We start from the raw sequence: 11,990 nt of genomic DNA, 5'->3' as shown, positions 1-11,990 counted from the left end.
TGCCGCCGCAGCGCAGCACATCAAAGGCTTTGAAGCCCGCGATCATTCTACGTTAGGATGACTGACTGACCAGCGCAAAACCATAACGAAGCCAAACATCGGCAAGATATTGGGAGGACTATCGATGCGCAATACGCTCGTGTTGTGCTGTGTCGCTGCGTTGTCGGCGATATCAGCAACAGCAAATGCACAGGATTGGACCAAGTCGAAATGGGGGCCGAACGACGAAATCGGCGCCGCTAACTACATGACGCCCGAGCTCGTGGTGAAGGCGGCATCGCTGGTGAAGACGGGCAAGACCTACGCACTCGGCATTCCCGTCACATCGCAGACACCGGCCTACCCGCCGCGCACCTACAAGATCACCGTGGTGCAGCCCGGACAGGCCGGCAGCCCAGGGCTTGGTCCCAACAAGGCCACCTACAATGACGACATCCTCGACACCTGGGTCGGCGTCGGCAGCCAGCTCGACGGGCTCGGCCATCTCGGCGTCGAGCACGTCTATTACAACGGCAACAAGCTCGCCGATTTCGCCGACCCGACCGGGCTGAAGAAGCTCGGCATCGAGAAGGTGCCGCCGATGGTCACGCGCGGCGTGCTGCTCGACATGGCCGCCTATTTCAAGACCGACGTGGTGAAGGAAGGCACCGCCTTCAACGTCAAGGAAATCGAGGAAGCCGCCAAGCAGCAGAACGTCGAGATCCGTCAGGGCGACGTCGTCATCTTCCACACCGGCTGGCTCAGCCTGGTCGGCAAGGACGACAAGCGCTATTCGGCCGGCGAGCCGGGGCTCGGCGTCGAAGGCGCGAAGTATCTGACCGGCAAGGGCGTCGTCGCCGTTGGCGCCGACACCTGGGGACTCGAAGTGCTGCCGTTCGAATCCAAGAACGTGTTCGAGGTGCACCAGATTCTGCTCGCGATGAACGGGACCTACATCCTCGAAAACATGGACACCGCGGCGCTCGCCAGAGACAAGGGCTACGAATTCCTGTTCGTGCTGGGACAGCCGCGCTGGACCGGCGGCGTCCAGGCGATGATCAACCCGATCGCGATCCGCTGACGCCCGAGACTGGCCTGGAAGAAAGTCGGGTGAGGTCTTGCAGTGCCTCTACGGAGCGCACTGCCGCCCTCACCCGACCCGCCCTTCAGGTTCGGATGTCCTCATAGGATTCGATCCGCCGCGGGCCGACCGAGGTCGCCTCGTGCGAGTCCGCGTCGGCGAGACTGCCGAAGTCGAGCTTGGTCAATTTCGCGAGATCCGCGATCGAGACCTGGAAGACGCTGACATCCTCTTCGGACATCCGCTCGAGCAGATCCGCCTCCTGGATGCGGTCAATCTCCATGACCTGCTTACGCTGGCTCATCAGGAATGCCGCGGCCTTGAGAACGTCGTCATCCTTGTCGCGCCGGATCAGGATCTTCCAGAAATATTTCGGAATTTGAACGCCGCCGAAGCTCGGATCCTTGTGCGGCCGGCCGGCAGGATTGGGCAGATCGGATCCGTCGGCATCCGGTCCGTCGAACACCGGGCCGTTCATGACGATGCCCTTCTCCTCGCCTTCGAGCAGGACATCGCGCGTGTAGTCCTCCAGTCCTGCCCAGAGCTGCTTGCCCTGATTGAACGAGAAGAATTGCGGCGAGCAATTGGTGAAATGGAAGGAATCGTCGCCATGCTGCTTGGCCGCGGCGACGGTGTCGCCCCAGGTCGCATCGAGGCGGCGCACGAGATGACCGCGGTCGAACGGATTCTTGCTGCGGTCCGCCTCGAAAGTGGCCTGCTTGCGGTAGAACTCGTCGCCGATCTGGGCATCGTCGTCGATGCGCGGATCGCGCAGCCAGGAATCACCTTCACGCTTGCCGACGTCCTGCTGCTTGCCGCCGTCGATATTGACACAGCTGAAGAAGGCGAGCCGGCGCGCCTTGTTCATGACGACGCTATAGTTGAAATATTTCAGCTCGGACTGCTTGGAGCGTCCCTTGAGCATCGCAATCCTGGACTTGAGGGCGGCCGGGATCTTCGGCAACGGGACCGAGAACTTGCCGGTGCCCAGGAAATTCGCCTTGTATCCGGGACGCGATTTCAGCGTGCTCTGGTCGATATGCACGGCCTCCATGGGCAGGCCGTTCTTCGCACTGATGTGAGGCAAGAGGCCGGCCGGCGGGGCGATCAACGGCTTGCCGCCGTTTGGCGCCCGTCCGTTGCTCCCGACAGGGCCCGGCACGGGCGCGAGCGGAGCCATCGGAATTTCCTTCCTGAACATGGGCAATGGCACGCGGATTGGAACCACGAGCGAGGTCCCGTCAAGGGATTGCTCGACCCAGGCATTGGCGCCGAAAGCAGGCGCGGCAGCCGTCGGCCGGACTTTCGCGACCTCGTCCCGGATCGGCGGCTCCTCCTCGTCGAGCACCGGCCGGATCATGGGATGAGAACCGACCGCAGCCTTGAGATCGGCGACGATCGCGCTGATCCGAATGCCTTCGTTGGCGATCCAGTCGATCAGGGATTCGTCCATCGACGGCTTCCACACCTTGCCGTCCTTGGTCAGGGTGCGACCCTGCCCATCCTTCCGGGGAACGCCGCTGTGGTGCAGCCCGACCACCTGCCAGAAGCGGTTGAACGCCGGCGAGCCCGACGATCCGGCCGTCGTATCGGTGTTGTACCAGAGGAAGTCGCCGACATATTTGAGCAGCTTGTTCTCGCGGACGCAGACCTGCTTCATCTGCCCGCTGGGATGCTGGATGATGGTGAGGTACTCGCCGGGATCTGCCTTGCCGGGCGCACCGCTCAGCGGCAGCCATCCCCAATCCTCGAGCTCCTCGTGGCCTGACAACGAGGTTGGCGCTACCGCAACGACCGAGAAATCCAGCCTGTCATTGGTGTAGAAGAATCTGCCGGGTTCGAATCCGAACCGCACCGGCACACGCTCGTGTCCCGAAACATCCAATTCGTAGTTGAAATCGGCAATCGAATTCGCCGCCTCGGCCGGCTTGCCGAAGACATGATGGTTCGTCAGCAGCAGGCCGGGCCCGATCAGAAAGCCGGAGCCATAGCCGAGCAGATTCGACTTGAGGTCCCTGAGCTGAATGCGGCAGACCGAGCGCGAGGCGGCCGTCCCCTTGGCGAGATAGTTGATGCCGTCGAGATCATTGCCCTGGAGGATCCGTTCCAGGCCGATCTCGGCCGCTTGCACGTCCTGCGTCTCGGCCAGGAGCTGGCGCTGGCGCTGGCGAATCTTCTCAGCGGTCAGTTCGATCGGGCCGTCGCCCAATTTTCGGTTCAAGGCATCGGGTGAGAACTCGGCTTGCTTGAATCGCCTTTCTGAGCCCGCGATCAGGCTTGGCTTGATGAGCATCATGACCTCTCAAAATACTTGGCGAATATGGACATGGTCGGCGCCTGAAAATCTGCGCCAAGGTTGCAGCGCGGGCCAAACTGCCGGGCGCTGCCGATCGTTCTGAACATCGGGGCACGCGCCGCCCCACACTACTTTAGACCTATATATTTACCGCTCCGCAACCAGAGCGTCAATCGACATGCGCTGCTGAGGACGCGACATCATGCCATGGCCTGCGACGCCGCCCGTGTGAGATTTGCCACAAATGATCGTTGCGTTTGTGCGTCACCATTTCACGCGCATCTTCCTGTCGCCTTCAGCTGCCAACGCCGCAGCGCCACGACGGACCAGATCGCCTCGACCACGCCGAACGGCCAGGCTCCTTGCAGGAAGCCATAGGCCGAGCCGAGCGCGCAGGATGCGGCGAACAGCAGCACGAACCAATGGCTGCGATCCTCCAGGGCATAAGTGACCAGCATCGCCGTGACGGCGAACAGGCCGAATAATGTCAGCGCATCCATGTTCCGGGTTCACTCCGCGGCGTGACGCGTGATATGCGCTAACGCCATGCCGGCTCTTATCCTGCCTCTCGTCGAAGCTGCAACCCATTGGCCCGCGCGCGGCGCGCTGGTCGGGCTCGATCTCGGCACCAAGACCATCGGCGTTGCCGTGTCCGACCCCGATCGTCGGCTTGCGACCGGCGTCGAGACCATCTCCCGCAAGGCGTTCAAGCAGGACGCCGCCCGTCTTCTCGCGATCGCGGCCGAGCGCAAGGCGACCGGCTTCGTGCTCGGCCTGCCCATCAACATGGACGGCAGCGAGGGCCCGCGCGCGCAATCCACCCGCGCCTTCGCGCGCAACCTTGCCGGCCTGACCACGCTCCCCATCGGTCTCTGGGACGAGCGCCTCTCGACCGCGGCGGTCGAGCGCGAGCTGATCGGCATGGACGTCAGCCGCGCCAAGCGCGCCGAGGTGATCGACGAGCATGCCGCGATCTTCATCCTGCAAGGCGCGCTCGACCGTCTCGCCAATCTTCGCGCCAGCCCGGGAATCGATTGATCCATGGCCGTCGTCGTCGCGGCGCTGCTGCCGGTCTTCGTCCTCATCGTGCTCGGCGTCGTGCTGAAGCGCAGCCTGATGCGGCTCGACACGCAATGGCACGGGCTGGAGCGGGTGACCTATTTCGTGCTGTTCCCGATGCTGCTGATCCAGACGCTGGTGAAGGCGGACCTCTCAAAGGTGCCGGTCGCCGGCGTCGGCGGCGCGCTGCTGCTGTCGGCGCTCGCAATGTCACTCCTGTGCCTCGCGCTGCGCCCGGCCCTTTCGCGGCTCGGTATCGACGGCCCCGCCTTCACCTCGATCTTCCAGGGCGCGACGCGCTGGCAGACCTTCGTCGGGCTGTCGGTAGCCGCCAACATGTTCGGTGATATCGGGCTGGCACTCGCCTCCGTGGCGATGGTCGCAATCATTCCGCTGGTCAACGTGTTCAGCGTCGCGGTGCTCGCCCATTACGCATCGCCCGAGAAGCAATCCGGCCGCGCCATCGTCATGACATTGGTGCGAAATCCCCTGATCTGGGCCTGCGCGATCGGCCTCTTCATCAATGTCGTCCACCTGCCGCTGCCGAAGCTCTGGCACGAGGTTGCCGACGCGCTCAGCCGTTCCTCGCTCGCCATCGGCCTGCTGGTCACCGGCGCGGGGCTGCATCTCGAAGGACTGCTGCGCCCGAGCGCTGCCGCTGCGATCGGCGTCGCTTTCAAGCTGGTGCTGATGCCGGCAATCGCCCTCACTCTCGCCGTCTGGTTCGGGCTGTCGGGCGAGAGCCTGGCGATCGTTGCGATCTGCTCGGCGGTGCCGACCTCGTCGAGTGCCTATGTCCTCGCCCGCCAGATGGGCGGCGACGCGCCGCTGCTGGCGCAGATCATCACGCTGCAGACGATCCTGGCGGCCATCACGATGCCGCTGGCGATCGCGCTGGCGGCTTAGCTCCCCAGCCACATCGTCAGCCCCACCGCGGTCAGATTGTTCAACGCGTGCAGCACGATGGTGAGCCACAGCGAGCCGGCGCGATAGCGCATATAGCCGAACCACAGGCCGATGGTGAAGACTTCGGCGAGGAAGTACAGGTCGTATTGCAGGTGCACGATCGTCCACACCAGCGACGACAGCAGGATCGCACCTGGCACGCGCAGGAAGCTCGCCGACCAGCCGCGATAGAGGAAGCCCCGCGCCAGGATCTCTTCCGACATCGGCGCGGCCACGCTGAAGGCGAACAGAAGCGACAGCGCAGCGCCCTTGTCGCGTCCTGATTTCAACAGATCGGTCATGAAGCCCGGCGTCGCCTCGCGGCCGAGCGCGCGCGACATCGTCTCCCAGATCAGCACGATCAGGACGAGGCCGACGGCGCCGAACAGCAGCTGCTTCCAGGACGGCCAATGCAGCGCGAGATAGTCGACAAAAGAGGCCTTCTTGATGCGAATGGCGAGCCAGACCGCGGCTAGCGTCGCCGGCAGGCCCATGATGACCGAAAGCGCGAGCGTCTGGGGCTCATGGCCGACGAGCTGGAGCGAGGCAAGGTCCATGGGAAGACCACGTTGCACGGTCAGCAGAGCGACGGCGCCGATCTGCCCGACGAACATCGCGACGAAGATGAAGAGCCCCCACAGCGCCGTGCCCCAGAACTTCCAGACACGTGGCGCGTGCTCTGCCGGCGTCATGACGAGCGGCGGATGATCAGGATTGAGGGAGTCCATCAGGAGACTTTCGTTGGAACTTCACCGTCATTCCGGGCCGATGCGCAGCATCGAATCCGGAATCTCGAGATTCTCGGGTGCGCAAGGGCGCACCATAGTTCGGTCCTTCGGACCGCCCCGGAATGACGTGATAAACATTCACGGCAGCGCCCGCTCCAGCAGCGCGCGCACGTCGCCGCTGTCGAGTTCGACGGCGCCATACATGCTGGCGTGATTGGCGGCGAGGCGCGTCGCGGCGAACAATTCGGCATTCTGCGGCGACACGCTGTTGAGCGCGGCAGCCGCGGCGAGCAGCGCCAGCTTCTCGACCGCAAGGCGCGCGACGCGCTCGCCGTCGGGGCGGCGGAAGGACTTGCCGATGAACGCGACCGCCTCACCAGCCCCTGGCAGGCCCTTCGTGTCGGCCGCCAGCGATTGCAGGACTGCCATCGCCGGCTCCGGCTCGCGCGAGAGCGCGCGGAGCACGTCGAGGCACATCACGTTGCCCGAGCCTTCCCAGATCGCATTGACCGGCGACTCGCGATAGTGGCGCGCCAAAATGCCGTCCTCGACATAGCCGTTGCCACCGAGGCACTCCATCGCCTCGTAGAGGAAGGGAGGCGCACTCTTGCAGGTCCAATATTTGATCGCGGGCGTCAGCAGCCGCATGTACGCAGCCTCCGCAGCATCGTGCGGCGTGCGATCGAAGGCGCGGCAGAGCCGCATCACGAGCGCCGTGCTCGCCTCGACAAGCAGCGCCATGTCCGACAGCACCGCCTGCATCAGGGGCTGATCGGCGAGGTGCTTCTGGAACACGCTGCGGTGTCGGGCGTGATGCAGCGCATGGGCGAGGCCCGAACGCATCAAGCCGACGGAAGCGATCGCGCAATCCTGCCGCGTCAGCTGCACCATCTGGATGATGGTGCGGATGCCCTTGCCCTCCTCGCCGACGGCTTCCGCATAGGCGCCGATGAACTCGACCTCGGACGAGGCATTGGAGCGGTTGCCGAGCTTGTCCTTCAGCCGCTGGAACTGGATGGCGTTGACCGAACCATCCGGCGCGAAGCGCGGCATGAAGAAACAGGTCAGCCCGCCATCGGCCTGCGCCAGCACCAGGAACGCATCGCACATCGGCGCCGACATGAACCATTTGTGGCCGGTGATGCGATAGCCGTCGCCGTCGCGCACGGCGCGCGTCATGTTGGCGCGCACGTCGGTGCCGCCCTGCTTCTCGGTCATGCCCATACCGAGCGTCATGCCACGCTTCTGCCACCACGGCGCAAAGCTGGGGTCGTAGCTCTTCGTCGACAACACCGGCATCACGCGCGCGAGCAGGTCGGGCTGCATCGCCAGCGCACCGATGGAGGCGCGCGTCATCGTGATCGGGCAGAGGTGGCCGGTCTCGACTTGCGCGGCGATATAGAATTTCGCGGCGCGAATGACCTCGGCGGCATCGCCAGCAGGTTTTCCATCCGCCGTCCACGTCGAATTGTGCACGCCCGCATGTGCACTGTGCGCCATCAGCTCGTGATAGGCCGGATGAAACTCGACTTGGTCGCGCCGGTTACCTTTGGCATCGAAAGTGCGCAGCTTCGGCGTGTTCTCGTTCGCCACGCGCCCGCGATCGGCCATTGCCGCCGAGCCCCATTGCTTGCCGAATTCCGACAGCTCCCGTTCCGCCTTAGCCCCGCCATTGGCCCTGACCGCCTCGACCAGCGGCCGGTCCGTGGCGAACAGGTCGACGTCCTCGAATGGCGGCGACTGGTTGAAGACCTCGTGGGTCGCAAAGCTCGGCTGGGTCATGGTGCGTCCATCGAATCTATCTCAGCTCGAGCCGGGCCACCTCTCCCGTTGGGAGAGGTGGCCCGGCTCGCGGCTGCTTCCGTTTCAATCGAACTCTACCTCGTCCGCGGCTGGATCGGGAAATCATAGGCCGCCCCGCCCGCCCCCGGCAGGGAAAAATGCCACCACTCCTTCGAATAGTTCACAAAGCCTTGCCTGCCCATCGCGCTGACCAGCCGCTTGCGCCAGGCGCGCTGCTCCGGATTGATCGATGGTGCCGCAGTGTGGCCCTTCGCGTCGGTACAGTCGTAGCCTGTGCCCATGTCGACGCTGCCTTCGGGCGCGCGCATCCCGACCGGCGCCGTGCAATCGGCATAGGTTCTTGTCGGGTCGTATCTGCCGGAATTGTCGGCTTTGAGATCGACCAACGTGAGATCGAGCGCTGCACCCGTGGAATGCTGCGAGCGGCTCGCAATGTAGCCGAGGCGGAACAGCTCGGTTTTCGGAATCTTCGGGTTGTAGCGCCGCTCGGCCACGGTCTCATGACCGTTCTGCGACCACTTCACCATGTCGAGCGAGGCCCGCGCAGGCCGGTAGCAGTCGAACATTTTCAGCGACAGGTTCTGCGCGGCGAGCTCCTGCTGGACCGCCTTCAACCGCAGCCCCACCTCGCGCTTCACCACGCATTCGCCGGCGCCGTAGCCGGCGAGCGGACGGCCGACGAAATTGTTCGATGTGGCGTAGCGGATGTCCTGGATGATGCTGGGGTCGATGTCGCGCAGGTAGACGAAGCCGCCGGGGAGAGGTTGGGCGTGAGAAGGCGAAACGATAGCCATCACGACAGTCGCAATCAGAAGTGATCTCACGCTATGGCCTCCGACCGTCATGGCCGGGCTTGTCCCGGCCATCCACGTTCTTTTGCGTCAAATGCGATAGAAGAACGTGGATGCCCGGGCCTCCGCCTCGCCGAAGCGGCTTCGGCCGCGCAGGCGGGACAAGCCCGGGCATGACAGAGAGGATGACGTCGCGCCGCCCGCACCGACAGATCAGGGGATAACTCGCCTCCCGCCGTTTGCCCCTTGCTCCCCCCGCCATCCCCCCCTATAGCTCTGCTTTTAATGACATCGAAATCGACCTTCGTCCTCGGCCACCGGCATTTGCTGGGCATCGAGGGCCTTTCCGCGGCCGACATCAGCGGCCTCCTCGACCTGTCCGAAGAATATGTCGAGCTCAACCGCCAGGTTGACAAGAAGCGCACCGTCCTGCGGGGACGGACGCAGGTGAACCTTTTCTTCGAGGCCTCAACCCGGACCCAGTCCTCGTTCGAGCTCGCCGGCAAGCGGCTGGGTGCCGACGTCATGAACATGTCGGTGTCCTCGTCCTCGATCCGCAAGGGCGAGACCCTGATCGACACCGCCGTGACACTGAACGCGATGCACCCGGACATCCTAGTGGTGCGCCATCACGCCTCCGGCGCGGTGGAACTGCTGGCGCGCAAGGTCGACGGTTCCGTGATCAATGCCGGCGACGGCGCACACGAGCATCCGACGCAGGCGCTGCTGGATGCGCTCACCATCCGCCGCAACAAGGGCCGGATCGAGGGCCTCGTCGTCGCGATCTGCGGCGACGTTCTGCATTCGCGCGTCGCCCGCTCCAACATCATCCTACTCAATACCATGGGCGCCCGCGTCCGCGTCGTCGGGCCCTCCACGCTCTTGCCGCCCGGCATCGAGCGGATGGGCGTCGAGGTCGCGCGCGACATGCGCGAGGGTCTCGAAGGCGCCGACATCGTCATGATGCTGCGGCTGCAGCGCGAGCGCATGAACGGCTCCTTCGTGCCTTCCTCATCGGAATACTTCCATTATTTCGGGCTCGACCAGAAGAAGCTCGCCTACGCCAAGCCGGATGCCCTGGTGATGCATCCGGGTCCCATGAACCGCGGCGTGGAGATCGACTCGATCGTGGCCGACGGCGCGCAGTCCCTGATCCGCGAACAGGTGGAAATGGGCGTCGCCGTGCGCATGGCCGTGCTGGAAGCGCTCGCCCGCAATCTGCCGAACGCGTGATGCCGATGTTGACCGATCGCCGCCCCATCCTGCTCGCCAACGCCCGCGTCGTCGATCCCGGCAGGGATTTCGACGGTATCGGCGACGTCCTGATCGCCGACGGCACCATCCGCGAGACCCGCCGCGGCATCGGCGCGGCCGGCGTCCCCGAAGGTACCGACATCATCAACTGCTCCGGCAAGATCGTGGCGCCGGGCCTGATCGACATGCGCGCCTTCGTCGGCGAGCCCGGCCTCAGCCACCGCGAGACCTTCGCCTCGGCGAGCCAGGCCGCCGCGACCGGCGGCATCACCACCATCATCTGCCAGCCCGCCACCTCGCCCGTCATCGACAATTCGGCGACGGTCGATTTCGTGATGCGCCGCGCCCGCGACACCGCGATCGTCAACATCCAGCCGATGGCGGCGCTGACCAAGGGCATGCATGGCGAGGAGATGACCGAGTTCGGCCTGTTGAAGGCGGCCGGCGCGGTCGCCTTCAGCGACGGCGACAAGAGCGTAACCAACGCCCAGGTGATGCGGCGCGCGCTGACCTATGCCCGCGACTTCGACGCGCTGATCGTGCATCACACCGAGGACCCCAACCTGGTCGGCGAAGGCGTGATGAACGAGGGCGAGTTCGCGACCCGGCTCGGCCTGATGGGCATCCCGAATGCCGCCGAGGCCGTCATGTTGGAGCGCGATCTGCGCCTCGTCGCCCTCACCGGCGGCCGCTACCACGCGGCTTCGCTGACCTGCATCGACTCCCTCGACGTCCTCCAGCGGGCCCGCGACGCCGGGCTCGCCGTCAGCGCCTCGGTCTCGATCAACCATCTGGCGCTGAACGAGAACGACATCGGCCCTTACCGTTCGTTCCTGAAGCTGTCGCCGCCGCTACGCACCGAGGACGACCGCCGCGCGGTGGTGGCGGCGCTCGCCTCCGGCCTGCTCGACGTCATCATGTCCGATCACAATCCGCAGGACGTCGAGGTCAAGCGCCTGCCGTTCGCGGAAGCCGCGCCCGGCGCCGTCGGGCTCGAGACCATGCTGCCGGCCGGCTTGCGGCTGGTGCATAATGGCGAGATGGAACTGAAGACGCTGATCCGGGCGATGTCGACCCGGCCCGCCGAGCTGCTCGGGCTGCCGGGCGGAACCCTGCGCGCCGGCAGCCCGGCCGATGTCATCGTGATCGACCCCGATACGCCCTGGGTGGTCGATCCCGCCGATCTCAAATCGCCCTGCAAGAACACCCCGTTCGACGAGGCCCGCTTTACCGGCCGCGTTGTGCGCACGATTGTCGGGGGGCGGACGGTGTACGAGCATGTCTGACGTGAGCCGTTTGACACGGAGAATGGGCCTTTGGAGCTGCCGCCATGGGGCTTGAAGCACTTTTGCCGGTGGCCTTCGTCATCGGCTACCTCCTCGGCTCGATCCCGTTCGGGCTGATCCTGACCAGGCTCGCGGGCACGCAGGACATCCGCTCGATGGGCTCCGGCAGCATCGGCGCCACCAATGTGCTGCGCACGGGACGCAAGAGCCTCGCCGCGGGCACCCTGCTGTTCGACGCCCTCAAGGGCACCGTGGCCGTCGTGATCGCCGGCTACATCGCAGGCCCCAATGCCGCGATGGCGGCCGGGCTCGGCGCGTTCCTCGGCCATCTCTTCCCGGTCTGGCTCAAGTTCAAAGGCGGCAAGGGCGTCGCGGTCTATATCGGCATCCTGCTCGGGCTGTTCTGGCCCGGTGCCGTCGTGTTCTGCCTGCTCTGGCTGGCCACCGCCTTCACCACCCGCTACTCCTCGCTCTCGGCGCTGGTGGCGGCATTCATCACGCCGATGTTCCTGTGGTGGTTCGGCCACCTCGCATTGTCCGCACTGGCAGCAGTGCTGACGCTGCTGCTGTTCTACGCGCATCGCGAGAACATCAAGCGCCTGCAAGCCGGCAAGGAAAGCCGGATCGGCGAGAAGGCCTAGAGCGTTTTCGAGCGAAGTGGATGCCGCTTCGCGTCAAGAAAACGCGTCAAACAAGAATCTGAGGCCGGAAAAAGTACGGATACCGCCGCACCCTTTCCGCATTATATGCCAAATCCTGTTCGCAACT

General features: G+C 64.9%; 11 protein-coding genes. 6 read left to right on the top strand and 5 right to left on the bottom strand.

Annotation, left to right across the window (positions count from 1 at the left end; translation table 11 throughout):
- Nucleotides 1-124: 124 nt before the first annotated feature.
- Nucleotides 125-1,060 carry a cyclase family protein gene (locus ACVIIV_RS22870; protein WP_456746170.1) on the top strand — a complete coding sequence of 312 codons (936 nt, stop codon included), beginning with the start codon at nucleotides 125-127 and terminating at the stop codon, nucleotides 1,058-1,060.
- Nucleotides 1,061-1,145: 85 nt separating this feature from the next.
- Here ACVIIV_RS22870 and ACVIIV_RS22865 read toward each other — a convergent pair whose 3' ends face one another.
- Both ACVIIV_RS22865 and ACVIIV_RS22860 read right to left on the bottom strand, forming a co-directional pair.
- Nucleotides 1,146-3,356: a DNA/RNA non-specific endonuclease gene (locus ACVIIV_RS22865; RefSeq protein WP_456746169.1), complete on the bottom strand. Its 2,211-nt coding sequence runs from the start codon at nucleotides 3,354-3,356 to the stop codon at nucleotides 1,146-1,148.
- 272 nt (nucleotides 3,357-3,628) lie between these two features.
- A complete protein-coding gene (locus ACVIIV_RS22860; RefSeq protein ID WP_456746168.1) occupies nucleotides 3,629-3,856 on the bottom strand; it encodes a hypothetical protein in 228 nt (75 codons plus the stop codon).
- A 46-nt stretch (nucleotides 3,857-3,902) separates the two neighbouring features.
- Here ACVIIV_RS22860 and ruvX point away from each other — a divergent pair, with 46 nt between their 5' ends.
- Together ruvX and ACVIIV_RS22850 are read left to right on the top strand one after the other, a co-directional pair.
- Nucleotides 3,903-4,394, top strand: a complete 492-nt coding sequence (gene ruvX, locus ACVIIV_RS22855) for a Holliday junction resolvase RuvX (RefSeq protein WP_456746167.1) — start codon at nucleotides 3,903-3,905, stop codon at nucleotides 4,392-4,394.
- A 3-nt stretch (nucleotides 4,395-4,397) separates the two neighbouring features.
- Nucleotides 4,398-5,321, top strand: coding sequence for an AEC family transporter (locus tag ACVIIV_RS22850; protein ID WP_456746166.1), 924 nt, complete (start codon nucleotides 4,398-4,400; stop codon nucleotides 5,319-5,321).
- On the opposite strand, the gene ACVIIV_RS22845 is transcribed toward ACVIIV_RS22850, so the two are convergent.
- The 3 genes from ACVIIV_RS22845 to ACVIIV_RS22835 form a co-directional block, all read right to left on the bottom strand.
- Nucleotides 5,318-6,088 carry a CPBP family intramembrane glutamic endopeptidase gene (locus ACVIIV_RS22845; RefSeq protein WP_456746165.1) on the bottom strand — a complete coding sequence of 257 codons (771 nt, stop codon included), beginning with the start codon at nucleotides 6,086-6,088 and terminating at the stop codon, nucleotides 5,318-5,320. The two genes, ACVIIV_RS22850 and ACVIIV_RS22845, sit on opposite strands and share 4 nt — an antisense overlap.
- A gap of 138 nt (nucleotides 6,089-6,226) precedes the next feature.
- Nucleotides 6,227-7,870: an isovaleryl-CoA dehydrogenase gene (locus tag ACVIIV_RS22840; protein WP_456746164.1), complete on the bottom strand. Its 1,644-nt coding sequence runs from the start codon at nucleotides 7,868-7,870 to the stop codon at nucleotides 6,227-6,229.
- Nucleotides 7,871-7,965: 95 nt separating this feature from the next.
- On the bottom strand, nucleotides 7,966-8,685 hold the full coding sequence (locus ACVIIV_RS22835; RefSeq protein WP_456748795.1) for a M15 family metallopeptidase: 720 nt from the start codon (nucleotides 8,683-8,685) through the stop codon (nucleotides 7,966-7,968).
- 282 nt (nucleotides 8,686-8,967) lie between these two features.
- Between ACVIIV_RS22835 and ACVIIV_RS22830 the strand changes: the two genes are divergently transcribed.
- From ACVIIV_RS22830 to plsY, 3 genes are read left to right on the top strand one after another with little or no spacing between them, the layout of a single operon-like run.
- Nucleotides 8,968-9,915: an aspartate carbamoyltransferase catalytic subunit gene (locus ACVIIV_RS22830; protein ID WP_008548449.1), complete on the top strand. Its 948-nt coding sequence runs from the start codon at nucleotides 8,968-8,970 to the stop codon at nucleotides 9,913-9,915.
- 5 nt (nucleotides 9,916-9,920) lie between these two features.
- A complete protein-coding gene (locus ACVIIV_RS22825; RefSeq protein WP_456748794.1) occupies nucleotides 9,921-11,222 on the top strand; it encodes a dihydroorotase in 1,302 nt (433 codons plus the stop codon).
- A 44-nt stretch (nucleotides 11,223-11,266) separates the two neighbouring features.
- A complete protein-coding gene (gene plsY / locus ACVIIV_RS22820; protein ID WP_456746163.1) occupies nucleotides 11,267-11,863 on the top strand; it encodes a glycerol-3-phosphate 1-O-acyltransferase PlsY in 597 nt (198 codons plus the stop codon).
- The last annotated feature ends 127 nt before the right edge of the window (nucleotides 11,864-11,990 follow it).

Source organism: Bradyrhizobium sp. USDA 4354 (assembly GCF_054060315.1).
The sequence above is the reverse complement of the archived record's forward strand: the minus strand, read 5'-3'. Positions and strand labels throughout refer to the sequence as shown.